Origin of the sequence: Yersinia sp. 22-579 (assembly GCF_030433455.1) — a bacterium.
Taxonomy (GTDB): domain Bacteria; phylum Pseudomonadota; class Gammaproteobacteria; order Enterobacterales; family Enterobacteriaceae; genus Yersinia; species Yersinia enterocolitica.
Genome location: NZ_JAUJTZ010000003.1, coordinates 228,257 through 252,739 on the forward strand (window position 1 = coordinate 228,257; position 24,483 = coordinate 252,739).

Sequence of the window (24,483 nt, forward strand, 5' to 3'; positions counted from 1 at the left end):
ATGAGGGCATATTGATGTCGATGCAATCAGCAAAGTCTTTTTCTACCCGAGCCATACATTATGGTTATGACCCTCAAGAGCATTTAGGCGCATTATCTCCACCGGTTTATATGAGTTCCACTTTTACGTTCCCTAGCGCTGAATACGGTGGAGCTTGTTTTGCCGGAACGGAGAAAGGTTATTTTTACTCCAGAATCAGTAACCCAACACTAGACTTACTGGAGCGTCGCATTGCCATTCTGGAAGGGGGAGAAGGCGCTGTAGCCTTTTCATCCGGTATGGGGGCAATTACTGCCTGTTGTTGGACCTTTCTGAAACCGGGCGATGAAATTATTGTCGACCAAACCATCTATGGTTGTACTTATGCTTATTTTCATCATGGACTGGCTCGATTTGGGGTGAAAATTACTCATGTCGATTTAACCGATTCACGTAAGCTGGCTGCGGCTATTTCAGAGCAGACAAGATTGGTGTATTGCGAAACTCCTGCTAACCCGAATATGCGTATTGTCGATATTGCAGCACTTAGCCAAATTACCCGTGCCAATGGCTCACTCTTTATCGTGGATAACACTTACTGCACACCTTATCTGCAAACGCCGTTAGCACTAGGGGCTGATATTGTCGTGCACTCTGCCACCAAATATCTTGGCGGACACGGTGATTTATTGGCAGGTTTGGTCGTGACACGCCAGAATCTGGCCGACCAAATTCGGCTGGTAGGGCTAAAAGATATGAATGGCGCGGTGCTGTCCGCGCAGGATGCGACACTGATTTTACGTGGCATGAAAACATTGGCTGTTCGTATGGAAAGACATTGTGCCAGTGCCCAGATTATCGCCGAAAAGTTATCTCAGCACCCACAGATCGAGAAGATTTATTATCCCGGACTACCCGACTTCTCCCAACGCGAACTGGTTGAACGGCAAATGACGGGGCCTGGTGGAATGATTGCTTTTGAACTCCGTGGCGGTATGACGTCGGGGATCGCTTTTCTTAATGCGTTGCAACTCATTTACCGTGCAGTCAGCTTGGGCGACTGTGAAACATTAGCGCAGCATCCTGCCAGCATGACCCATTCCTCTTATACTCCTGAAGAGCGACATCATCATTTAATTAGCGATGGGTTGATTCGACTATCGGTTGGATTAGAGGATGTGGATGATTTATTAAACGATTTAATTCAGGCATTAGATGTTGCCAATACAGGCCAATGAGATTGCCAGTTAATCGCGTATTGATAAACAAGATCCTCTCATCTTTGGCAGATCCATTTGGCGGTAGTGGTATCCAAATGGCCTGTGGTGTCATTGAGTCACTGTCTGATACAAACTCTTCTGTAAAAGTTGATTGAAAAAACCACCTTAATCGGATTTATTTTGGCTTTGAAGAATAATAATATTTATAAAGATGATTTGAGACGGGATATTATGTAAAGTATGTATAATTATTTAGCGTAAATAATATTCTGGCTATTTAATCTATTTTTCTCTTATAAGGATATATATGGAAAACTCACCTACTCAAGTATATGTAAAACAGTCTGCTTCAGATGAGGTTTTAATCAGGATAAAAGAGATGGAGAAAAAAATCAGTGAAAAATTTAGTGTGGAGGAAGGAATGTCAGAAGTTAATGCCAAGAGTGTCGCAGAGGCATATGGTGTTAGCCAAAATATCGCAAATATAATGCTAAATCATGATGTTGGTGATTTTACTACTGTGGCAAAACTGGTCATTTTACAACGCGAAGGGGTCAGTTTTTCTGAAATAAATAAATTCGCTAAAAATAATAATAGTTCCATGGAAGGGTTCTTTAGCACTTTATTTACAAGTAAAAGCTTTAAAATAGAATATCTTTTAAGTGATTTCGAAAATAAAGTGCATGAAAGGCTTAATTACATCTCTGGTATTGAGATATCAGATGAAAGCCGATTCTCTGATTTACACTCATTTTTTAAAAAAAAACGCACCGGAATATATAGATTCACTCTGTTTGTCTTATCGTCACTATAGTTATAGCCACTTACTAGATTATAATTTAGCAAAGCTTATGGTTTTGAAAGATAATGGCGCATCTAAAAAGTTATTAGGTTTTTCTTATAACGAAAATATCAATTATGCACAGATTTACGTTGCACTAAATTATGAAGGTGGGCAGAAAAAGACATTGGAATTATTCAGTATGTTGTATGACGAGGAAATATGTATTTATGAATTTACTGATATGTTATATGACTCCCTAGGTGATCATGAAATGGATGACAATAAACAGGGAGGGGATATTGGTCAGCCTTTATTAAAGGAAGCTATCACTCGTAATTCACACACCAGTGAATCGGACATCAATTCTTTAACTGATAATATCTCCGCAACTCTTGATAATCGTGAGCTAGTCACCACTAATTTCTCATCACCGTATTCTAATTCATTGGAAAGCCTCGGTAATATGTTAGCCGTGAGCTAGACTTAAATACCGTAGCATACCCGTAAGCCCGTTTGACTCTTCGCCAATTAACCTATTATTACTGTTTGTTTCCTGCGAGATTAATCTGAATCTCGTAGGAGCGACCTCATCTGACTCACATCCCAAGTACCACACCCGTGCAGATAATTCATCACCGGTTATCATTAATGAGTACCCGAATGACTCGACAATAATGCATAAAGGAAGATAACTGATGAAACTGAAATACCTACTTTTACCCGCGATCTTTTTGACTGGTAGCGCGCTGGCTGCGGATATTACTGTGACCATGAATGAAGCGCTACCGGAAGGCAATGGTAAAGCTTTGGGTACCGTGACAGTAAGCGAAACACCTTATGGTTTATTGTTCACACCGAACCTGACTGGGCTGGTAGCGGGTATTCATGGTTTCCATCTGCATGAAAATCCAAGTTGTACACCGGGGCAGAAAGACGGTAAAGCCGTGCCCGCACTTACTGCTGGCGGACATTTTGACCCACAAAAAACTGCTGCTCATCTCGGGCCGTACAATGATAAAGGGCATTTAGGCGACCTACCTGGACTGGTGGTGAATGCCGATGGGACTGCCACTTATCAGGTATTGGCTCCACGGCTGAAATCACTCTCTGAACTGAAGCAGCATGCTTTGATGATCCATGCTGGTGGGGATAATTATGCCGACCATCCAATGCCTCTGGGCGGTGGCGGTGCACGAATGGCTTGTGGAGTGATTGAGTAACTGTCTGATACAAACAAACGGGTAGCGACGGTGTTACCCGTTTGGTCACAGCTATGGAATCTGCGATAATCACCCATTGGTTTGAATGACGATAGAGATACTGATGCAGTACCCGATTAATGAAATGTTCCAGACCTTGCAGGGCGAGGGTTACTTCACCGGCGTACCGGCGATTTTCGTGCGTTTGCAGGGCTGCCCAGTCGGTTGTAGCTGGTGCGATACCAAACATACCTGGGAAAAAGAGGCCGATCGGGAAGTCGATATGCAGCGTATCATGGTAAAAACTGCGGAAAGTGATGCCTGGGCAACCGCCAGTGCACAGCAATTATTGGATATTTTCTCTCAGCAGGGATATACCGCTCGCCATGTGGTCATAACCGGCGGTGAACCCGCTATTTACGACTTGTTCCCTTTAACGTCTCAGTTGGAACAGGCCGGTTACAGTTGCCAGATTGAAACCAGCGGCACTCATGAAGTGCAGTGTTCCGCCGCCACTTGGGTCACAGTTTCGCCAAAAGTGAATATGCGTGGTGGACTGAAAGTGTTGCCTCAGGCATTACAGCGCGCAGATGAAATTAAGCATCCGGTGGGGCGTTTACGGGATATCGAAGCACTTGAGCAACTGCTGGAAACACTGACGGATGATAAAAAGCGGATTATTGCGTTACAGCCCATCAGCCAGAAAGACGAGGCTACCAAGCTTTGTATCGAAACCTGTATTGCCAGGAACTGGCGGCTGTCGATGCAGACACATAAGTATTTAAATATCGCTTGATAGGCAGGGCGTGGTAGCGCCCTGATGAATCAATTGTACTTGCCGCGATTTATTAGCCGCGAAAAACACAACCCGCAGAACAAGTCTCTTTTACCATGACGGCGCTCAGTTCTGGTAATTGCGGTTTAAGCTGTTGCCAAATCCAGCTGGCCAGCACTTCACTGGTCGGATTTTCCAGACCGGGAATGTCATTCAGATAGTGATGATCCAAACGTTCCCAAATCGGTTTAAACGCAGCTTTGAGTTCAGCAAAATCCATCACCCAGCCGGAGTGAGCATCAACTTCACCGGTGACCTCGATACGGATCATAAATGAATGGCCGTGCAAACGACCGCATTTGTGGCCCTCTGGTACATGGGGCAACAAGTGGGCAGCTTCAAACTGAAAATCTTTAAATAGGGTGGTGCTCATCATTCTGACCTTATTGACTCAAAAAACCGCCGCATAGTACCGGAAAGCATCGATGCTGGCTATGAATGCGCTAGCGGTGTGGCCTCCCGAGCCTGACGCGTTGTGCTTATCTATAGCGTAGCCTACTGATTTATATACAGACGAACTCAATCTGTGGCGCAATATCAGTGGGCGCAAATTTCCTAATAAGTTGAACACTTTAACTCATATCTATTACCTGAAAAACCGCTTAGTCGTTTTGGTTATTTATTATTTCTATTGCTTCTTTAATTGTTATTATCGGGATGGTTAACCTTACAAACATCAAGATTTATTTGCTGAATATATCAGCTGACACTGGCTATAGCTTAAGGGAATTAGTACTGCAATGACGACTCAGGTTCCTCCTAGTTCTTTACTTCCGCTATCGCCGGAGCAGTTAGCCCGCTTGCAGGCGGCGGTGGGTGAGTTTTCCCCAACCCAAATGGCATGGTTATCTGGCTACTTTTGGGGCATGGTTAATCAGCAACCCGGTGCGGTTGTTGCTCCTGCTGTAGCGGCCCCTGCGGCGGTAACTATTACCCTGATTTCTGCCTCTCAAACCGGTAATGCACGCCGCTTGGCCGAACAGTTACGCGATGACCTTTTGGCTGCCAAACTTAACGTCAATCTGGTTAACGCCGGTGATTATAAGTTTAAGCAGATCGCGCAAGAGCGCTTGCTGGTGATTGTGGCTTCCACTCAAGGTGAAGGTGAGCCGGCCGAAGAGGCTGTTGCCTTGCATAAGTTCCTATTCTCTAAAAAAGCGCCGAAATTGCCAGAAATGGCCTTTGCGGTATTTGGTTTAGGCGATACCTCATACGAGCATTTTTGTCAGGCAGGCAAAGACTTCGACAACAAATTGGCTGAGTTGGGTGCACAGCGGTTATTGGAGAGAGTCGATGCTGATGTGGAATATCAAGAATCCGCACAGCAGTGGCGTCAACAGATTGTAGCGGCATTGCAGGCAAGAGTCCCCGCGCAATCAGCGGCTGCGGTAGCAGTAACACCAAGCGGTGCGGTTGATGAAATTACCTCCAGCCCATACAGCAAGGCTGCGCCACTGACCGCACAGTTATCTGTGCAGCAAAAAGTGACGGGCCGTAACTCGGAGAAAGATGTACGCCATATTGAAATTGATTTAGGGGACTCCGGGCTGCGCTATCAGCCGGGCGATGCTCTGGGTATTTGGTTTGATAATGACCCGGCATTGGTCGAAGAGTTGTTGGCGCTATTGTGGCTTAAAGGCGATGAGCAGGTCAGTATTGATGGGCAGAATATATCGCTGTCGCAAGCACTGCGTAGCCAGCTTGAACTGACACAAAATACCACCCTGATCGTCGATAAATATGCAGCACTTTCCCGTGATGAAAAATTGATTGCTTTGCTGGCGGATAAACCAGCGCTGCAACATTATGCGAAGAATACCCCAATTGTTGATATGGTTCGTCAGGCACCTTCAGACCTGAATGCCGATCAACTTGTTGCGCTGTTACGGCCACTAACACCCCGCCTCTATTCTATCGCCTCCTCACAGGCTGAAACCGAGAGTGAAGTGCATATTACCGTCGGTGTGGTGCGCTATGACATTGATGGCCGGCCACGTACAGGTGGTGCATCGGGTTATCTGGCGGATCGGCTGGAAGTGGATGGTGATATTCGCATCTTTATCGAACATAACGATAACTTCCGTTTACCCACTAACCCAGAAACGCCAGTCATAATGATCGGGCCAGGAACCGGTATTGCCCCCTTCCGTGCGTTTATGCAGCAGCGCGAAGCCGATGGTGCTACGGGCAAGAACTGGTTACTTTTCGGCAATCCGCATTTTACTGAAGATTTTCTCTATCAGGTCGAATGGCAACGCTATGTCAAAGATGGCTTGCTGACTCGTATTGATCTGGCATGGTCGCGCGATCAAGCCCATAAAATATATGTACAAGACAAACTGCGCGAACAAGGTGCAGAACTGTGGAACTGGATCCAACAAGGTGCCCATATTTACGTCTGTGGCGATGCTAATCGCATGGCGAAAGACGTTGAGCAGGTTTTACTGGACGTGGTAGCTCTGCACGGCGCGATGGATGCTGAGCAGGCTGATGAATATTTAAGTGAGCTGCGCCTGGCGCGCCGTTATCAGCGGGATGTGTACTGATGAGTGAAAAACACCCTGGGCCGTTGGTCGTGACGGGAAAACTTTCTGACGGCGAGCGCATGAAGTCGCAAAGCAACTTCCTACGCGGGACGATTGCAGAAGATTTGAATGACGGGCTGACCGGTGGGTTCAACGGCGATAACTTCTTGCTGATCCGCTTTCACGGCATGTATCAACAAGATGACCGTGATATCCGTGCCGAGCGCGCAGAACAGAAGCTGGAACCACGTCATGCCATGATGTTGCGCTGCCGTTTACCCGGCGGAATCATCACCCCGCAACAGTGGTTGGGTATTGATAAGTTTGCTGCGGATAACACCTTATACGGCAGTATCCGTATCACTAACCGCCAGACATTCCAGTTTCATGGCATTTTGAAAGGGAATGTGAAACCAGCTCACCAGTTGCTCAATCAATTAGGTTTGGATGCATTGGCGACGGCAAACGATGTTAACCGTAACGTGCTTTGCACCTCGAATCCGGTGGAATCAGTGCTCCATCAGGAAGCTTATGAATGGGCGAAGAAGATTTCTGAACATTTACTGCCGCGCACCCGTGCTTACGCTGAAATCTGGCTGGATGCAGAAAAAGTCGCGACCACGGATGAAGAACCGATCCTCGGTGCTACTTATTTGCCACGCAAATTTAAAACGACGGTAGTTATTCCGCCGCAAAATGATGTGGATCTCCATGCCAATGACCTTAATTTTGTCGCTGTGGCGGACAAAGGCAAGTTAGTCGGCTTTAACGTGCTGGTAGGCGGTGGGTTATCTATTGCCCACGGTGATAAGAATACTTACCCACGTAAAGCCAGTGAATTTGGCTATATCCCGCTACAACACACTTTAGCTATCGCTGAAGCGGTGGTGACGACCCAACGCGATTGGGGTAACCGTACTGACCGTAAGAATGCTAAAACCAAATATACGCTAGAGCGCGTCGGTGTTGATGTGTTTAAAGCCGAAGTTGAAAAGCGCGCCGGTGTGAGTTTCGGAGCCATCAAACCTTATCAATTTACTGGTCGTGGCGATCGTATTGGTTGGGTGAAAGGCATTGATAAAAAGTGGCATCTGACCTTATTTATCGAAAATGGCCGTTTGCTGGATTACCCAGGCCGCAGTCTGAAAACCGGCGTGGCGGAAATTGCCAAAATCCATCAGGGCGATTTCCGTTTAACCGCTAACCAGAACCTGATTGTGGCTGGCGTGCCGGAAAAAGACAAAGCGCGCATTGAAGCATTGGCCCGTGAACATGGTCTGATGGATGACAGTGTCAGCCCGCAGCGTGAAAATTCAATGGCTTGTGTTTCGTTCCCAACTTGCCCATTGGCGATGGCGGAGGCTGAACGCTTCCTGCCGGAGTTTGTCACCCGTATTGAAGGTATTTTGCAACAGCATGGTCTGCCTGATGAGCATATTGTGATGCGAGTCACCGGTTGCCCGAATGGTTGTGGCCGTGCTTTATTGGCGGAAATGGGGCTGGTGGGGAAAGCGGTTGGCCGATATAACCTGCATCTGGGCGGCAATCGCGAAGGTACACGAATACCGCGGATGTACCGTGAAAACATTACCGAAGATGAAATTCTGGCCATTACCGATCAATTGGTCGGGCGCTGGGCGAAGGAACGTCATACTGATGAAGGTTTCGGTGATTTTGTTATTCGCGTCGGTGTTATTGCTCCGGTGATAGATTCAGCCCGCGACTTTTATGATGTTCAGGAGGCGGTGTGAGCCAATTTAATCTCAATGAACTTAATGCGCTGCCGAAAGCGGAACAAGCGGCGGCATTGGCGCTGGTTAATGGACAATTGGAGCATCTAACCGCACAGGAGCGCGTCAGCTGGGCGTTGGAAAATCTACCCGGTGAGTTTGTGCTCTCTTCCAGCTTTGGTATTCAGGCCGCAGTTTGCTTGCATCTGGTGACACGCCAGCAGCCTGATATCCCGGTGATTCTCACTGATACCGGTTATCTATTCCCAGAGACCTATCAGTTTATTGACTCTCTCACCGAAAAACTTCAGCTCAATTTGCAGGTGTTTCGCGCGCAGCAAAGCCCTGCCTGGCAAGAAGCCCGCTATGGCAAACTGTGGGAGCAGGGTGTTGAGGGGATTGAGCGCTACAATGATTTGAATAAAGTTGAGCCAATGAATCGCGCACTGGAAACCTTAGGTGCTCAAACCTGGTTTGCGGGGCTGCGTCGTGAACAATCGGGGAGTCGTGCAAAGCTACCTGTTTTGGCAATTGCACGCGGGGTCTTCAAGTTGCTTCCTATCATTGATTGGGATAACCGTCAGGTTTATCAGTATTTGACGCAACATGGCTTGAGCTACCATCCACTGTGGGAGCAGGGTTATCTCTCGGTCGGTGATACCCATACCACCCGTAAATGGGAACCGGGTATGAGTGAAGAAGAGACGCGTTTCTTCGGCCTAAAACGTGAATGCGGTTTGCATGAAGGCTGATCGCGACAGATTGAGAATAGGGCGCTAATTGCGCCTTGAGGTTAATGACAAAGTGCCCGTGTCGGTGAAACAGGCAGATCGTAAAGACGCCGTCAATCCATCCCTGGAGGCTCGAGCCGCGCCATCCTTGGCGCGGACGCTTTACTCTTCTACCTGCCTTCACCTTGCAAGATCGAGTTTTTGGGGTTTGTCAGCAGTCTGAGAGAGCTAATCGCGCCCTTTCTTTTAGTGGCCACTAACGAGCTATTCGCTCACGTGCCAACTCAGCCAGAAACTGGCTACGATTCTTATAACCACGGTGGGTGGCGATAAACTTATCAATCGCAGTGAGTAGATTCTGTGACATCGTCAGATTAAATTTTATTGCCTTACTTTCATACTTGGCCGGGTCGATCTCGACAAACCCCAAAATGCCGCCATCCTCTTTTAAACGCGGATCATTGATATACCGTTGTGGATCTTTGGCGGGCGTTGGTAATGGAAAACCTTCATTCATTAGCGCCTCAATATGAGTGGCAAAGGCTTCTTCAGCATTCTGACTAATCTCCGCAAAGGTATTACCCGCAAAGAAGCAGCCGTCAATATCGGGAAAATAGCCGTCGAATCCTTCTACAGTACTGAAGATGAAAATAGGGTAGATCATGGTTAACTCCCCAAGCTGTTTATACCCGTTATACAGCAAGCTGCATCTGTGTTGGCTGCCCCAGCTACTTACTTGTGTAAGCTCTTGGGGAGTTGCAACTTGAACTATTTAGGGTATACCGCGTTGCTTAAATCAATTTAATCTCGGAAATCTGCTGGGCTTGCCGCAGCATGCCTTTGGATAACTCTTGGCGTGGATGAGGGAGCGTAATAATTTTACGGATACCTGATTTACACAGAGTGATATGGCTCCCACCATTGGTTTTTTTACCTCCTCTGATTTGCCAGCCCGCATCCTGCAATCGCTTTATTAATTCGCCACTCTCCATGTGACCTCCTGGTGAGCGCTGGTGGGTATCATACCCACCAACAAGATTGAGTCAATTATTTATAGGTATCATACCTACCAAAAGTTATACGCTGAAAACACGGAAAAGGGCGACCGTACTGATCGCCTTTGATTTGAATTAATTGGTTTTTTTACTTGTTTTGCGTGATGTTTCGCATAGTGGAAACTATTTTTTAGCGGCAGCTAACTCTTGTATCAGTGGCAGCAATATCTGTACGGTATCGTGTGTACGTTTGGTGATTCGCCCCGGTAAGAATTTATCCAGATAATTTAAGTTATCCAGTTGGCTTTGATGACGAGTGGTTCCCTGTGGGAAATGCTTACTGATAGCTCGTTGTTGGCAGCCATCTTTATTGCCCAATGTGTAGTTGCTGGCCTCGACGAATAACACCGGTATCCCTGTAGAATCAAAAGCATCCTTCTCTACCCGACATGGCGAAGTCACTTTATCTTTTACGGTGGAAGCTGTAATGCCATAGCGGCGCGCCAGTGTCAGTGCCTGATCCCTGGCAGCCTGAGCCGAGGGTTGGTTACTGGCATTAAAATAGAGGCGGTCGCCAGTGATCAGGTTATCTAAATTGATCACCAGCAACGTGTTGGCTTTCTCTGCTGGACTCATTCGTTGTAGATAATTTTCAGTGCCTTGCGCGCCAATTTCCTCGGCACTGAGCGCGACAAAACGCACATCATAGCGCAACGGCGCTTTTTTGAGGCGCTCCGCCAGTTCCAGCATCACTCCGACCCCCGCGGCATTGTCATCAACACCTTGTAAGGTCAGACCGCCCAGATTTTTATCTAAATCTTTATCACTTTGCGGGGTGTAAGTATCAAAGTGCGCCATGATGACTATCTGCTTTTGATCATCTTCTTTATTGGTTGATGCGTTGCGGGCAGCAATGACCGAGGTGGCACTGACGTTGCGCCAGCTTTGCTTGCCATTTTTACTGGTATAAAGATAACGGGTATTGAAGCCACGTAAATTACTCTGATAGCCCATCTGCTGAAAACGATGATTAATATACTCAGCTGCCAGTAATTCAGCAGGGCTGCCTGCCATGCGGCCAGGAAAGTAGGTACTGATATGGCGAACTTGTTGTTCAGCTATTTGACCGGTGGCGGGAGATGTCGCTGCCTGAAGTGGCAGGACGGTCGTTAAACTCAGCGTAAAGAGTGCCCACTTTAGGCAACGACGGGAAAGCATACCGAAATATCCTTGTTTATAGTCTGCGCTATACCTGTTGGCATAGATAACGTCATTAGTATGGGAGTGTCGTGTGTAATAGACAATCCGTATGGCTCCTAAAGTGCAGATATTTATGTCAGAAGATAAGAAAATTGTTCGCAGTGATAATCTGAGTAATATCGCTGGGAACCTTACTATTACGCCTATATATCATTATGGAACTTGTAATTACTTTTAGTCATTTCATAAGGCCATAACCCCCCCCTATAGTCACCCTACGTATATGCTTATTATGTAATTGAAGGATGCTGTGGACTATCTACCTCTTTTTGCCGACTTGAAACAACGCCCGGTACTGGTCGTTGGTGGAGGTGAAGTTGCTGCGCGAAAAATTGACTTACTCCACCGCACGGGCGCACAGGTGCGGGTAGTGGCACAGACTCTCTCATCCGAACTCGAGCAACTTCATCAGGACGGCCGCATTCACTGGCTGGCATTAGACTTCTTGCCCGAGCAGTTGGATGAGGTATTTTTGGTGATTGCCGCTACCAATGATACTGCGCTGAATGCAGCAGTTTTCGCGGCAGCAGATAAACGGCATCTTCTGGCGAACGTGGTTGATGATCAACCCCGTTGCTCATTTATCTTCCCGTCGATTGTCGATCGTTCTCCGCTGGTGGTGGCGATTTCCTCTGCCGGCCAGGCGCCGGTACTGGCGCGTATATTGCGTGAGAAGTTGGAAACCTTGTTACCCAGCAGCTTGGGAGATATGGCCGCTGTCGCCGGGCGTTGGCGTGGTCGGGTTAAACAGCACGTAGCTTCAATGGGCGAGCGCCGCCGCTTCTGGGAGAATGCGTTCAGTGGTCGTTTTGCCAGCTTGATCAGCCGTGGTCAGTTAGCGCAGGCTGAAGAAGAGTTGCAATTATCATTGGAGGGGCAGAACCGCAATCAGGGGGAAGTCGCTTTGGTGGGGGCTGGCCCCGGTGACCCCGGTTTGCTGACCTTACGCGGTCTGCAAGTTATTCAGCAGGCTGATGTGGTGCTGTATGACCATTTAGTTAGCCCAGAAGTGCTGGATTTAGTTCGCCGTGATGCACAACGCATTTGTGTAGGTAAGCGAGCGGGGGCGCACTCGGTTGCCCAAGAAGAAACCAATCAATTATTAGTCACCTTAGCGCAGCGCGGCAAACGAGTGGTTCGGCTAAAAGGGGGCGATCCTTTTATCTTTGGTCGTGGTGGTGAAGAGCTGCAAGTTGTGGCACGTGCGGGCATACCCTTTCATATCGTGCCCGGGGTGACAGCCGCTAGCGGGGCGACAGCCTATGCGGGTATTCCTCTGACTCATCGTGACTACGCACAAAGCGTGACATTTATTACCGGGCATTGCCGCGCTGATGGTGATGATGTGGATTGGCAGGCGCTCGCCCGTGGCCGCCAGACGTTGGCGATTTACATGGGCACAGTGAAAGCGGCTGAAATCAGCCAGCAATTAATCGCCCACGGCCGGGCCAGCACCACACCAGTGGCGGTGATTGGTCGGGGCACGCGTGCTGATCAACAAGTCCTGACGGGCACATTGGCAGAGTTGGAATTATTAGCACATCAGGCCTCGACACCAGCACTGTTGGTTATCGGCGAAGTGGTGGATTTACATCACCAAATTGCCTGGTTTGGGCAACAACCTCAGACTGAACAGGCCATCAGCCCGTCAGTCGTGAATTTGGCATAAAGGATCTGTTATGGACGAAAAACGACTCACTCATTTGCGGCAATTGGAGGCGGAGAGTATCCATATCATCCGTGAAGTGGCCGCCGAATTCGGTAACCCGGTGATGCTCTATTCCATCGGTAAAGACTCTTCTGTGATGCTGCATTTGGCGCGCAAGGCATTCTTCCCCGGTAACTTGCCATTCCCATTGTTACATGTGGACACCGGCTGGAAATTCCGTGAAATGTATGAATTCCGCGACCGCACAGCCAAAGCGTTTGGCTGTGAGCTGCTGGTGCACCGCAATCCGGAAGGGGTGGCGATGGGGATTAACCCATTTGTTCACGGCAGTGCCAAACACACCGATATCATGAAAACTGAAGGCCTTAAACAAGCGCTGAACAAATATGGTTTTGATGCTGCTTTTGGTGGAGCGCGGCGAGATGAAGAGAAATCTCGTGCCAAAGAACGTATCTATTCGTTCCGTGACCGTTTCCATCGCTGGGACCCGAAAAACCAGCGCCCGGAGCTGTGGCATAACTACAACGGCCAGATTAACAAAGGTGAAAGTATCCGCGTTTTCCCGCTGTCTAACTGGACTGAGCTGGATATCTGGCAATATATCTTCCTGGAAAAAATCGACATTGTGCCGTTGTATTTGGCGAAACCACGGCCAGTGGTGGAGCGCGACGGGATGTTGCTGATGGTGGACGACGATCGTATTGATTTGCAGCCGGGCGAAGTGATTACTCAGAAGATGGTGCGTTTCCGCACTTTAGGTTGCTGGCCACTGACCGGTGCGGTGGAGTCCGAGGCGCAAACCTTGCCTGCCATTATCGAAGAGATGCTTATCTCGACCACCAGCGAACGTCAGGGTCGTATGATCGACCGCGATCAATCCGGCTCCATGGAGCTTAAAAAGCGTCAGGGATATTTCTGAGGAGCGCCCAATGAACAGCAAATTTCAAGGCCAATCAGTGGCAGAAGAACAGCCGATTATAGAAAGTAAATCAATGATTTTACAAAACACTTCCATCGCCCAGCAAATCGCTAACGAAGGCGGGGTGGAAGCCTATCTGCATGCGCAACAACATAAAACCATGCTGCGTTTTCTGACCTGCGGCAGTGTGGATGATGGCAAAAGTACGCTAATTGGCCGTTTATTGCATGATACTCGCCAGATCTACGAAGATCAGCTCACTACGCTGCACACAGACAGTAAGCGCATGGGTACTCAAGGCGAAAAACTGGATCTGGCATTGCTGGTGGATGGTTTGCAGGCAGAGCGTGAGCAGGGCATTACTATTGATGTCGCTTATCGTTACTTCTCGACTGAACAGCGCAAATTTATCATTGCCGATACCCCAGGGCATGAGCAATACACGCGCAATATGGCGACCGGTGCTTCAACCTGTGATTTGGCCATTTTGCTGATCGATGCCCGCAAAGGGGTTTTGGATCAAACTCGCCGTCACAGCTTTATCGCCACGTTGCTGGGTATCCGCCACTTGGTGGTGGCCGTGAATAAGATGGATTTGGTCGATTATCAGGAAAGTGTTTTCGAGCAATTTAAACAAGATTATCTGAGTTTTGCCCAGCAACTTCCCACTGATCTGGATATTAAATTTGTCCCGCTATCCGCGCTGGATGGCGACAATGTGGCCTCTCCCAGTGAGAAGATGAATTGGTATTCTGGCCCGACACTGCTTGAAGTACTGGAAAGTGTTGATGTGGTTAATGCCAGCCGTCAGCAGCCGCTGCGCTTCCCGGTGCAATATGTTAACCGGCCAAATCTGGATTTTCGCGGTTATGCTGGCACCTTATCTGCCGGTATCGTACGGGTTGGGCAAAAAATCAAAGTACTGCCCTCAGGAGTGGAATCCACTGTTGCGCGCATTGTCACTTTTGATGGCGACTTAACTCAGGCTGGCCCCGGTGAAGCTATCACACTGGTGCTGACCGATGAAGTGGATATCAGCCGTGGTGATTTATTGGTTGATGCCAGTGAAACCCTGAAAGCGGCGCAAAATGCGCTGGTGGATGTGGTATGGATGGCGGAACAGCCATTGGTGGCCGGGCAAAGTTATGACATCAAAATCGCCGGGAAAAAGACCCGTGCACGAGTCGAAAATATTCAGTATCAGGTTGAAATCAACTCGCTGACCCAGCGGGTAGTTGAAAGCCTGCCACTCAATGGTATTGGTTTGGTTGAACTGGCGTTTGATGAGCCGCTGGTGTTGGACAGCTATCAACGTAATCGCGATACCGGCGGTATGATCTTCATCGACAGGTTGAGTAATGTCACGGTGGGAGCTGGGTTGATCCGTGAAACGCTAGAGTCGGTTTATCAGGAAAATACTGAGTTCAGTGCCTTTGAACTGGAGCTGAACGCGCTGGTCCGCCGCCACTTCCCACATTGGGGCGCGCGTGACCTGTTAGGGGGGAAATAACGTGCACGCCGATCAGACTAATTATGTGGGTGTCAATGAGCGGGAAGGCGCGCCAGCCGACGAAAATGTCGTCTGGCATCCGCATGCGGTGACCCGAGAAGATCGTGAGCAACAGCATGGGCATCAGGGGGTGGTGCTGTGGTTTACCGGCTTGTCTGGCTCCGGTAAATCTACTGTAGCCGGTGCGCTGGAGCAGGCACTGTTTGCTCGCGGTGTCAGTACTTACTTACTTGATGGCGACAACGTGCGCCACGGTTTATGCCGTGATTTGGGCTTTTCTGATGCTGACCGACGCGAGAATATTCGTCGGGTTGGAGAAGTGGCTAAATTGATGGTGGATGCCGGTCTGGTGGTGTTAACGGCGTTTATCTCTCCGCATCGGGCAGAGCGAAATATGGTGCGGGATATGCTGGCATCAGGCCAGTTTATTGAAGTGTTTGTGGATACGCCGTTGGCAATTTGCGAAGCCCGTGACCCGAAAGGATTGTATAAAAAAGCCCGTGCCGGTGAGCTGAAAAACTTCACTGGCATTGACTCTATTTACGAATTTCCTGAGCATCCCGATATTCATTTGCAGGGTGAACAATTAGTAACAAATTTGATTGAACAATTGTTAGACGTGCTGCGTGGTCGAGCTATTATCAAATCCTGATATATACCCTTCGTTCTTGAGCCAATGACCTTGGGTATTTTATGTATAGGCAAAACGCCCTCAGAGCGTGCCGGTAAACTGTACCCACAGGATTTCTATGCTCAATATCACCCAGATTACTATCGACGAACAACGGGAACGGGAGGAGCCGTCTTACTCCTTTCTCGGTGGCGTTACAGGCTTTGTCTTCTATTGGCTGGCGTTCGCGATCCCCTTCTTTGTCTATGGCCCCAATACCGTCTTCTTTTTGCTCTACACTTGGCCGTTCTTTTTAGCTTTGATGCCGGTGTCAGTGTTGATCGGGATTACGCTGAGTATGCTATCGCGCGGTAATGTGCTCATTACTGTAGGTGGCGCTGGTATTGCGGTGGTGTGCTTATTCTGGATGCTGTTTTCATTTCTCACCGGCTGGTGAGGGGGGCGGGTTGTCCGGTTTGATTTTATGACAGCCCGCTTCAATTTGTGACAAGTTTGTTCGGGTAGTGTTTATCCTTGCGCCGACAGCACCTTGCTAAGAAACGCCTGCGTACGCGGGTTGCTTGGTGCAGTAAAGATCTCTTCTGGTTTGCCTTCTTCCTGAATTACGCCCTGATCAATAAACAGTACCCGGTCAGCGACATCACGGGCAAAGCCCATTTCATGCGTGACTACCACCATGGTCATTCCCTCCAGAGCCAATGCTTTCATCACTGCCAGCACTTCGCCCACCAGTTCCGGATCGAGTGCCGAGGTTGGCTCATCAAATAGCATGATTTCAGGTTCCATCGCCAAGGCTCTGGCGATAGCGACGCGTTGCTGTTGCCCACCTGAAAGGCTGCTGGGATAGGCATCAATTTTGTCCAGCAAACCCACTTTACGCAGTAGCAATTCAGCCCGTTCGATGGCCTGCACGCGTGGCAGTTTTTTGACATCCATGGGTGCCATAATCAGGTTTTCCAACACCGTCATATGAGGGAACAGATTGAAACGTTGGAACACCATGCCGACACTTTCGCGCATACGGTTGAGATCGGTTTTTGGGTTATGAATCTCAAAGCCATTCACCGTTATCTCGCCACCCGATAAGGTTTCCAGTGCATTAATGCAGCGCAAAAAGGTGCTTTTACCTGAGCCAGAGGGGCCGATGATACAAACCACTTCTTTTGGCTGGATTTCACATGAAATACCGCGCAGCACATGGGTTTCGCCAAATTGTTTTTGCAGGTTATGTACGTGAATCACTTTTACCGAACCTCGTTTCCATATGCCGAACTAACAGCGAAAGTAAGAATGTGATAACCCAATACACCACGGAAATGACCAGGTAGGGTTCCCAATAAGTCGCATAGGCACCGGAGACGGTACGCGCGGCATAGGCTAAGTCAGCCAGTCCAATGGCGGATGCCAGCGATGAATCTTTTACAATAGCGATAGCATTGTTACCGAGCGGCGGTAACATGCGGCGAAAAGCCTGCGGCAGGATAACCTTGCGCATGGTTTTGCCATAACTCATCCCCAGTGAGCGGGAAGCTTCCATTTGACCGCGATCAATGGATTGAATCCCCGCACGGAAAATCTCGGAAACATAAGCTCCGGCATTTAATGTGATAGCGACGATACAAGATAGAAATGCGCCGTAATCAGAACGCAGCATTCGGGCAAAATCAGAGGACATAATGCCATTAGTGACCAGAATGCCATCCCGTGGATTGATAAACAGTGGCACCAGAGCAAAGTGCACCACCATTATCTGCACAAAGAGCGGGGTTCCTCGAATGGCACTGATATAGATACGCACTGGCCATTGAACAAAGTAATACAGGATGGGCTTCCAGATACCATGAGGTGCCTGTGCTAACCGCCCCAGACCAAGAGTTAACCCCCAGGTGGTTCCCAGAATGACACAAATAATGGTGCACTTTATTGTCATCCAGGCGCCGTCCATAAACAGTGGGGCGTATTCCTGAATGATTTCCCAACGAAATCCCGACATAAGACAAACAACCTGGTCAATGAAGTAAAACAAGTGCCACCGCAGCTACTCGGTGGCTAAAATAAGACGATATTTATTTTGTTGGCAGGGTTGGAACCTGAGCATCAAACCATTTTTCGTAAATTTTGGCGTAAGTGCCGTCAGCGACGATTTTTTGCAGACCACTGTTGATTTTGCTGCGTAATTCTTCGTTACCTTTCGCCACTGCGATGCCGAAATATTGGCGCTCAAACTTATCATCAGCCACCAGCTCAAAGGCTTTTTCCGGATGGGTTTTCAGATAGAATTTGGCAACGCCTACATCACCTACTGCGGCGGCGATACCGTCTTCATATAACTCTTGCAGCATCAGCGGAGTATTATCAAAGCGCTTGATTGCTGTGCTGTTTTTTCCCAAAGCATCGGATACCACGATATCCCCGGTGCTGGAATTCACGACGCCAACATTCAGGTTTTTCAATGCGGCAATAGAATCAACTTTGGAGCCTTTAGGAACAACAATAGTTTGTTCTGCTGGGAAGTAAGGGTCAGAGAAATCAACCATTTGCTTACGTTTGTCGGTAATGGTAATACCGGAAATAATGATATCGCGATCACCTGAGCCTAAAGTGGCAAAAATACCTTCCCACGGCGTATTCACCAATTTGACCTGAAAACCTTCTGCTTTGCCGATAGCTTTAATGATATCGATATCAAAACCTTCCAGTTGTTTTTGGCTATTTTCATACTCGAATGGGCGATAGGTGCCACCGGAACCGACCACATAAGTCGGTTCGGCGGCAATCGCAGCGCCCGCAGACAATACGGCAGCCAGACAAGTCCCGACTAACATTAAACGTTTAAGCATGTGAATCTCCCGGTTAAAAGCTAGAAATAAGTAAAAGCTTGATTTTTTATTTATGCAATTTGAGTGCATAAAAATAAGCTTTTATAAACGTAAACTCAACTGTGATAGGAGTTATTTATTTATGGCGATATTAAATATGAATATTTAATCTATTGGCTGGCACAAGCTAATGGTAAATTCAATTTTTACAGTGTTTATCTCTGGATGACGTTGCTAGTTTCTTAATCGATAATAGCGGCGAGAAAGTGTACTGAAAATTAGCATTTAATGACATTTTGTCGATTTACGTGGTATTTTTGCCGAAAATCGTCCTTTGAGCCTATTTGATTAGGCTTTTAATCTGCGCTTTGTGGCCTATTTCTGTCACACAGTGGAGTCCGATGAAAAGTTGTGGGATGATTAGGCCGTTTTTCGGGGGGCGGGAATGGGAAAACTTACGTTACTATTGCTGATTTTACTTGGCTGGTTACAGTATTCATTGTGGCTGGGCAAGAATGGTGTTCATGATTTTGTTCGGGTTAAGGATGACGTGGCGCTCCAAGAGGTCAATAACGGCAAACTTAAAGCCCGAAACGATCAGCTATTTGCTGAAATCGATGATTTAAATGGTGGTCAAGAGGCGATCGAAGAACGCGCACGTAACGAACTGGGTATGATTAAACCCGGCGAAAGTTTCTATCGTCTGGTTCCTGACCAATCCAGACGCAATGCGAGTATCCCTTCGACACAAAATAACGCACAACAATAAATAATGAGTAATTTCGCAGTTTCCCTTCCTGAAGTTGTCGCATCTGAAGTTATTGCGCCCGAAGTTATTGCGCCTGAAATTATAGCGCCTGAAATTATAGCGATAGTACCGGCGGCCGGCATTGGCAGCCGCATGCAGGCTGATTGCCCTAAACAGTATTTAATCGCGGGGGGCAAGACCATCATTGAACATGCTATTTGTTCTTTGCTTGGCCACCCACGAATTCAGCGGATTATTGTGGTGATACACCCGCAGGACACGCAATTCTCTCAGTTATCTATCGCCGATGATCCCCGTATCAGCATGGTTCACGGCGGTGATGCGCGAGCTGATTCTGTCATGGCTGGTTTGCAGCAGGCTGGGCAAGCAGAATGGGTATTAGTCCATGATGCGGCTCGCCCTTGTTTGCATCAAGGCGATCTTGAAAAGCTATTAGCGATTACACAACACAGCAAGGTCGGCGGCATTCTGGCAGCACCGGTTCGTGACACCATGAAGCGGAGCGAGGCTGGGGTTCAAGCCATTGCCCATACTGTTGATCGTCAAGCGCTGTGGCATGCCCTTACACCGCAACTTTTCCCGCTTGAGTTATTAAAAATGTGCTTATCCCGCGCCTTAAAAGATGGCGCAGTGGTCACCGATGAGGCTTCAGCTTTAGAACATTGCGGCTATCATCCGCTATTGGTTACCGGGCGTTCGGATAATATTAAGGTGACGCGCCCAGAGGATCTGGCGCTGGCAGAGTTTTATTTAACCCAACGGCAATATCCAAAGTGATTGGAGTGCAATTAATGCGAATTGGTCATGGTTTCGATGTTCATAAATTTGGCGAAAATGGCAGTGGCCCGCTGATTATTGGTGGGGTGCGCATTCCTTACGAAAAGGGCTTGTTGGCACATTCTGATGGTGATGTCGCCTTGCATGCCGCCACCGACGCATTATTGGGTGCAGCGGCGCTAGGTGATATCGGTAAGTTATTCCCTGACACTGACCCTGCATTTAAAGGGGCCGATAGCCGCGCTTTATTACGTGAAGCATATCGCCGCATTCTGGCGAAAGGCTACCGGTTGGGTAATCTGGATATTACGATTATCGCGCAGGCACCGAAAATGGCCCCGCATATCCCGCAAATGCGCGTTCACTTGGCAGAAGATCTACAATGTCATATGGATGACATCAACGTAAAAGCGACCACCACTGAACAGCTCGGTTTTACCGGCCGTGGTGAAGGCATTGCGTGTGAAGCGGTAGCGCTATTAATTAAAGTTGAACAGGCTTAAGGCATAACTGATGGATATGGACAATCTAACCTGGTTGCACGGCAAGCCCAAGGCAAGTGGCGTTTTAAAAGCCGACCCGGAAGATTTTGTGGTAGTGGAAGATCTGGGTTTTGAGCCGGACGGTGAAGGCGAGCATTTATTGGTTCGTATCCGCAAAAATGGCTGTAACACCCAATTTGTTGCTGATTATTTGGCGCGTTTCGCCAAAATTCACCCACGGCTGGTGAGCTATGCGGGCTTGAAAGATCGTCACGCTGTTACCGAGCAGTGGTTTTGTCTGCACTTGCCGGGTAAAGAAGCGCCGGACCTGTCGACTTTCGAGCTGGAAGGTTGTGAAGTGCTGGAGTCTGTACGGCAGAAAAGAAAGTTACGTATTGGTTCATTGAAGGGCAATGCTTTTACCTTGGTATTGCGCCACATAACAGATAATCAGGACGTAGAACAACGCTTGCAACAGATAGCCGCGCATGGCGTACCTAACTATTTTGGTAGCCAGAGATTTGGCCGTGGTGGCAATAATCTGGTGCAGGCTCGCTTGTGGGCGAATAATGAAATTCGGGTGAAAGAGCGCAGTAAACGCAGCTTTTACTTATCCGCCAGCCGTAGCGCCATGTTCAACCTGATTAGCAGTGAGCGTTTGGCTCAACAGCAGGCGACGACGGTGCTGGAAGGGGATGCATTACAGCTCTCGGGGCGCGGCAGTTGGTTTGTGGCCGCAGCTGATGAGTTGGCCTTGTTACAGCAGCGAGTCGATGCGGGCGAACTGAATATTACTGCGCCATTGCCCGGTGATGGTGAGTTGGGTACTCAAGGCGCAGCATTAACTTTCGAGCAGACATGTTTAGCGGATCAAACCGAGTTACTGGCGCTGATTAAACGCGAACGTGTCGAAGGGGCACGCCGGGCCATTTTGCTGAAACCGCAGAATATGGCATGGAACTGGTGGGATGAAGTTACGTTGGAACTCAGCTTCTGGTTACCCGCCGGTAGTTTTGCTACCAGTGTAGTGCGCGAAATCATGAATCAGGATAATGCCGATGCTGCGGATATTGCTGAGTAACGATGATGGTATTACTGCGCCGGGCATACAGACGCTGGCTGCCGCATTGCGAGAGTTCGCGCAGGTACAAATCGTAGCACCCGATCGTAATCGCAGCGGCTCCTCCAATGCATTGACGCTAGATAGCGCCTTGCGCATTACCACTTTATCGAATGGCGATATTGCAGTACAGCAAGGTACGCCAACAGATTGCGTCTATCTGGGGGTCAATGCGTTAATGCGCCCGCGGCCAGATATCGTGGTTTCTGGCATTAATGCTGGTCCTAATCTGGGGGACGATGTTATCTACTCAGGTACGGTAGCCGCAGCGATGGAAGGGCGGCATTTGGGTTTTCCTGCTTTAGCGGTTTCACTCAATGGGCATCAGCATTATGCGACGGCGGCAGCGGTCACTTGCCGTATATTGCGTGCGTTACAACATAAACCGTTGCGCACTGGCAAGATACTGAATATTAATGTACCTGACTTGCCCTTATCTGAAATTAAAGGAATGCGGGTGACTCGTTGTGGTAGCCGTCATCCGGCAGAGCAGGTATTTTGTCAGCAAGACCCGCGTGGGCAAGATCTCTATTGGATTGGCCCTCCTGGGGAGAAGTTTGATGTTGCGGAGGATACTGATTTTGCAGCTGTTGAGCAGGGTTATGTGTCTATCACGCCGTTGCAGGTTGATTTAACGGCCTATGGGGCTCAAGACGTGGTTGAAAACTGGTTAGCCAGCATGGCTGATTAACCAATATGAGGTCGACGGGGAATGGTAAATAAACGCATGCAAACATTGTTGATGCAGTTACGTCAGCAAGGTATTCAGGACGAGCGCTTGTTACAAGCTCTCGAAGCGGTGCCGCGTGAGCGTTTTGTTGATGAGGCGTTATCCCATAAAGCGTATGAGAACACAGCCTTGCCTATAGGCTCTGGGCAAACTATTTCTCAGCCTTATATGGTGGCGCGCATGACGGAGTTGTTGCAATTGACACCCACTTCGCGCGTATTAGAGATAGGCACCGGATCGGGTTATCAGACCGCTATTTTGGCGCATTTAGTCGAACATGTGTGCTCAGTTGAACGAATCAAAGGGTTACAGTGGCAGGCAAAACGTCGTCTGAAACAGCTGGATCTGCATAATGTCTCTACCCGTCATGGTGATGGCTGGTTAGGTTGGGCATCACGCGGGCCATTTGATGCGATCATTGTGACCGCCGCCCCACCAGAAATACCTAATGCTTTATTAGAGCAATTGGATGAGGGCGGGATATTGGTTCTGCCTGTGGGAGAACAGGCTCAAACATTGAAGTGTGTGCAGCGCCGTAACAATGAATTCAAGGTCGAGACAGTAGAAGCGGTGCGTTTTGTGCCTTTAGTTAAAGGGGAGTTGGCCTGAAAAAAAACCATTATTTCAGTCTTAATTTTCGACTAAAGTCGAAGTGTGGTTTTTTTGTGCTAAAGATTGGACAAAAATCAGTAACATAAATTATATGGTATGGCAGGGGCGCTATTGATAGCATGCGCGCATCTATATTGGATATATCGCTTAATATTGCTGTCATGGGGGAAGCATGAGCACGGGAAGCCCAATGATTACATTACGCCGGGTAGCGGCATGTACGGTTATGAGTTTATGGTTGGTTGGTTGTAGTAATGATAATACAACATCTGCGCCAATCAGCAGTGTCGGTGGTGATCGTTCCGGTACCATGCTAAGTGGCTCGGACACTAATAGCTCGGGTGAACGCATCGTTTATAACCGTAGTTACGATAATATTCCCAAAGGAAGCTACAGCGGTAATACCTATACCGTTAAACGTGGTGACACACTGTTTTATATTGCCTGGATAACGGGGAATGACTTCCGTGATCTGGCGGCAAAAAACAATATTGCTGAACCTTATAGTCTCAATGTGGGGCAATCTATCCAGTTGGGTAATGGTTCTGGCGGTGGAATGTTAGCCGCGACAGATGCCACATCAGGTGGACTAACGAAACCGCCGGCAAATATTCAGAACACAACTACAACGGTTGATTCTCAATCAACTAGCGCGTATTCTGAAAACTCGGGTAAACAGAATGTTGGCAAAATGTTGCCATCGTCAGGAGCAGTTGTCGCTACAACCGCACCTGTTACCGCACCAGGCAGCCCTATCAGTGACCCTACCAGTAATGGTGGTCCAGTCAGTAACTGGAAATGGCCAACTGAAGGTAAAACGATCGATAGTTTCTCTGCTTCCGAAGGGGGCAATAAAGGGATTGATATCGCCGGTTCTCGTGGGCAACCAATTTTCGCTACAGCAAATGGGCGAGTTGTGTATGCCGGGAATGCACTGCGTGGTTACGGTAATCTAATCATCATCAAACACAATGATGATTACCTGAGCGCCTACGCTCATAACGATACAATGCTGGTCCGGGAACAAGAAGAAGTGAAGGCGGGTCAAAAAATAGCAACCATGGGTAGCACCGGAACCAGTTCAGTAAGATTGCACTTTGAAATTCGTTACAAGGGGAAATCCGTAAACCCGCTGCGTTACCTTCCGCAGCGATAGATTGGGCAGAATACGCTGTATTCTGCTCGCC

General features: G+C 48.3%; 27 protein-coding genes. 20 read left to right on the top strand and 7 right to left on the bottom strand.

What is annotated here, in order from left to right; all coding sequences use genetic code 11:
• Positions 1 to 14 precede the first annotated feature (14 nt).
• The 5 genes from QSV56_RS05085 to queE all read left to right on the top strand — a co-directional run bounded on the left by QSV56_RS05085 (position 15) and on the right by queE (position 3,978).
• A complete protein-coding gene (locus QSV56_RS05085; RefSeq protein ID WP_046051566.1) occupies positions 15 to 1,217 on the top strand; it encodes a methionine gamma-lyase in 1,203 nt (400 codons plus the stop codon).
• A gap of 289 nt (positions 1,218 to 1,506) precedes the next feature.
• Positions 1,507 to 2,013, top strand: a complete 507-nt coding sequence (locus QSV56_RS05090; RefSeq protein WP_195765167.1) for a hypothetical protein — start codon at positions 1,507 to 1,509, stop codon at positions 2,011 to 2,013.
• A complete protein-coding gene (locus QSV56_RS05095) occupies positions 1,922 to 2,464 on the top strand; it encodes a hypothetical protein (protein WP_221875894.1) in 543 nt (180 codons plus the stop codon). The genes QSV56_RS05090 and QSV56_RS05095 overlap by 92 nt, the downstream gene beginning before the upstream one ends.
• Before the next feature lie 214 nt (positions 2,465 to 2,678).
• Positions 2,679 to 3,203, top strand: coding sequence for a superoxide dismutase family protein (gene sodC, locus QSV56_RS05100; RefSeq protein ID WP_046051564.1), 525 nt, complete (start codon positions 2,679 to 2,681; stop codon positions 3,201 to 3,203).
• Positions 3,204 to 3,306: 103 nt separating this feature from the next.
• The gene (gene queE, locus QSV56_RS05105) at positions 3,307 to 3,978 is read left to right on the top strand and encodes a 7-carboxy-7-deazaguanine synthase QueE (RefSeq protein ID WP_019080456.1); all 672 of its coding nucleotides are present in this window, start codon (positions 3,307 to 3,309) and stop codon (positions 3,976 to 3,978) included.
• Between the two features lie 52 nt (positions 3,979 to 4,030).
• On the opposite strand, the gene queD is transcribed toward queE, so the two are convergent.
• Positions 4,031 to 4,390, bottom strand: a complete 360-nt coding sequence (gene queD, locus QSV56_RS05110; protein ID WP_019080455.1) for a 6-carboxytetrahydropterin synthase QueD — start codon at positions 4,388 to 4,390, stop codon at positions 4,031 to 4,033.
• 367 nt (positions 4,391 to 4,757) lie between these two features.
• On the opposite strand from queD, the gene cysJ reads away from it, so the two are divergent.
• Genes cysJ through QSV56_RS05125 form a run of 3 tightly spaced genes read left to right on the top strand, consistent with a single transcriptional unit; the run spans position 4,758 to position 9,024 of the window.
• On the top strand, positions 4,758 to 6,563 hold the full coding sequence (cysJ, locus tag QSV56_RS05115) for an NADPH-dependent assimilatory sulfite reductase flavoprotein subunit (RefSeq protein ID WP_301211107.1): 1,806 nt from the start codon (positions 4,758 to 4,760) through the stop codon (positions 6,561 to 6,563).
• Positions 6,563 to 8,293 (top strand): assimilatory sulfite reductase (NADPH) hemoprotein subunit, encoded by a 1,731-nt coding sequence (cysI, locus tag QSV56_RS05120; RefSeq protein ID WP_046051561.1) that lies wholly within the window; start codon positions 6,563 to 6,565, stop codon positions 8,291 to 8,293. The genes cysJ and cysI overlap by 1 nt, the downstream gene beginning before the upstream one ends.
• Positions 8,290 to 9,024 (top strand): phosphoadenylyl-sulfate reductase, encoded by a 735-nt coding sequence (locus QSV56_RS05125; RefSeq protein WP_019080453.1) that lies wholly within the window; start codon positions 8,290 to 8,292, stop codon positions 9,022 to 9,024. The genes cysI and QSV56_RS05125 overlap by 4 nt, the downstream gene beginning before the upstream one ends.
• A 235-nt stretch (positions 9,025 to 9,259) precedes the next feature.
• On the opposite strand, the gene QSV56_RS05130 is transcribed toward QSV56_RS05125, so the two are convergent.
• The 3 genes from QSV56_RS05130 to QSV56_RS05140 form a co-directional block, all read right to left on the bottom strand.
• Positions 9,260 to 9,667 (bottom strand): type II toxin-antitoxin system HicB family antitoxin, encoded by a 408-nt coding sequence (locus tag QSV56_RS05130; protein WP_301211113.1) that lies wholly within the window; start codon positions 9,665 to 9,667, stop codon positions 9,260 to 9,262.
• 127 nt (positions 9,668 to 9,794) lie between these two features.
• Entirely contained in the window at positions 9,795 to 9,995 is a 201-nt protein-coding gene (locus tag QSV56_RS05135; protein ID WP_046695419.1) for a type II toxin-antitoxin system HicA family toxin, read from the bottom strand.
• Between the two features lie 186 nt (positions 9,996 to 10,181).
• A complete protein-coding gene (locus QSV56_RS05140) occupies positions 10,182 to 11,216 on the bottom strand; it encodes an aminopeptidase (protein WP_046051559.1) in 1,035 nt (344 codons plus the stop codon).
• 292 nt (positions 11,217 to 11,508) lie between these two features.
• Here QSV56_RS05140 and cysG point away from each other — a divergent pair, with 292 nt between their 5' ends.
• The 5 genes from cysG to QSV56_RS05165 all read left to right on the top strand — a co-directional run bounded on the left by cysG (position 11,509) and on the right by QSV56_RS05165 (position 16,423).
• The gene (cysG, locus tag QSV56_RS05145) at positions 11,509 to 12,927 is read left to right on the top strand and encodes a siroheme synthase CysG (protein WP_301211119.1); all 1,419 of its coding nucleotides are present in this window, start codon (positions 11,509 to 11,511) and stop codon (positions 12,925 to 12,927) included.
• Between the two features lie 10 nt (positions 12,928 to 12,937).
• Positions 12,938 to 13,846 carry a sulfate adenylyltransferase subunit CysD gene (gene cysD, locus QSV56_RS05150; protein WP_019083933.1) on the top strand — a complete coding sequence of 303 codons (909 nt, stop codon included), beginning with the start codon at positions 12,938 to 12,940 and terminating at the stop codon, positions 13,844 to 13,846.
• Between the two features lie 10 nt (positions 13,847 to 13,856).
• Positions 13,857 to 15,356 carry a sulfate adenylyltransferase subunit CysN gene (gene cysN, locus QSV56_RS05155; protein WP_172666017.1) on the top strand — a complete coding sequence of 500 codons (1,500 nt, stop codon included), beginning with the start codon at positions 13,857 to 13,859 and terminating at the stop codon, positions 15,354 to 15,356.
• 1 nt (position 15,357) lies between these two features.
• The gene (gene cysC, locus QSV56_RS05160) at positions 15,358 to 16,008 is read left to right on the top strand and encodes an adenylyl-sulfate kinase (RefSeq protein ID WP_050131923.1); all 651 of its coding nucleotides are present in this window, start codon (positions 15,358 to 15,360) and stop codon (positions 16,006 to 16,008) included.
• 97 nt (positions 16,009 to 16,105) lie between these two features.
• Positions 16,106 to 16,423, top strand: a complete 318-nt coding sequence (locus QSV56_RS05165) for a DUF3561 family protein (RefSeq protein ID WP_005167287.1) — start codon at positions 16,106 to 16,108, stop codon at positions 16,421 to 16,423.
• Between the two features lie 71 nt (positions 16,424 to 16,494).
• On the opposite strand, the gene QSV56_RS05170 is transcribed toward QSV56_RS05165, so the two are convergent.
• The 3 genes from QSV56_RS05170 to QSV56_RS05180 all read right to left on the bottom strand — a co-directional run bounded on the left by QSV56_RS05170 (position 16,495) and on the right by QSV56_RS05180 (position 18,827).
• A complete protein-coding gene (locus QSV56_RS05170) occupies positions 16,495 to 17,229 on the bottom strand; it encodes an amino acid ABC transporter ATP-binding protein (RefSeq protein ID WP_019080446.1) in 735 nt (244 codons plus the stop codon).
• Entirely contained in the window at positions 17,213 to 17,980 is a 768-nt protein-coding gene (locus tag QSV56_RS05175) for an amino acid ABC transporter permease (protein WP_019080445.1), read from the bottom strand. Before QSV56_RS05175 ends, QSV56_RS05170 begins: the two co-directional genes overlap by 17 nt.
• 73 nt (positions 17,981 to 18,053) lie before the next feature.
• Positions 18,054 to 18,827, bottom strand: coding sequence for a basic amino acid ABC transporter substrate-binding protein (locus tag QSV56_RS05180; RefSeq protein WP_019083930.1), 774 nt, complete (start codon positions 18,825 to 18,827; stop codon positions 18,054 to 18,056).
• A gap of 424 nt (positions 18,828 to 19,251) precedes the next feature.
• Between QSV56_RS05180 and ftsB the strand changes: the two genes are divergently transcribed.
• The 7 genes from ftsB (at position 19,252) to nlpD (ending at position 24,452) form a co-directional block, all read left to right on the top strand.
• Entirely contained in the window at positions 19,252 to 19,575 is a 324-nt protein-coding gene (ftsB, locus tag QSV56_RS05185; RefSeq protein WP_005167289.1) for a cell division protein FtsB, read from the top strand.
• A 3-nt stretch (positions 19,576 to 19,578) separates the two neighbouring features.
• On the top strand, positions 19,579 to 20,352 hold the full coding sequence (ispD, locus tag QSV56_RS05190) for a 2-C-methyl-D-erythritol 4-phosphate cytidylyltransferase (protein WP_019080443.1): 774 nt from the start codon (positions 19,579 to 19,581) through the stop codon (positions 20,350 to 20,352).
• A 14-nt stretch (positions 20,353 to 20,366) separates the two neighbouring features.
• Positions 20,367 to 20,855, top strand: a complete 489-nt coding sequence (gene ispF / locus QSV56_RS05195; RefSeq protein WP_005167293.1) for a 2-C-methyl-D-erythritol 2,4-cyclodiphosphate synthase — start codon at positions 20,367 to 20,369, stop codon at positions 20,853 to 20,855.
• Positions 20,856 to 20,865: 10 nt separating this feature from the next.
• A complete protein-coding gene (gene truD, locus QSV56_RS05200) occupies positions 20,866 to 21,915 on the top strand; it encodes a tRNA pseudouridine(13) synthase TruD (RefSeq protein ID WP_050869869.1) in 1,050 nt (349 codons plus the stop codon).
• On the top strand, positions 21,893 to 22,645 hold the full coding sequence (gene surE / locus QSV56_RS05205; protein WP_019083927.1) for a 5'/3'-nucleotidase SurE: 753 nt from the start codon (positions 21,893 to 21,895) through the stop codon (positions 22,643 to 22,645). Before truD ends, surE begins: the two co-directional genes overlap by 23 nt.
• 21 nt (positions 22,646 to 22,666) lie before the next feature.
• Positions 22,667 to 23,293 carry a protein-L-isoaspartate(D-aspartate) O-methyltransferase gene (locus QSV56_RS05210; protein ID WP_005167299.1) on the top strand — a complete coding sequence of 209 codons (627 nt, stop codon included), beginning with the start codon at positions 22,667 to 22,669 and terminating at the stop codon, positions 23,291 to 23,293.
• Positions 23,294 to 23,486: 193 nt separating this feature from the next.
• The gene (gene nlpD / locus QSV56_RS05215) at positions 23,487 to 24,452 is read left to right on the top strand and encodes a murein hydrolase activator NlpD (RefSeq protein WP_050131928.1); all 966 of its coding nucleotides are present in this window, start codon (positions 23,487 to 23,489) and stop codon (positions 24,450 to 24,452) included.
• The last annotated feature ends 31 nt before the right edge of the window (positions 24,453 to 24,483 follow it).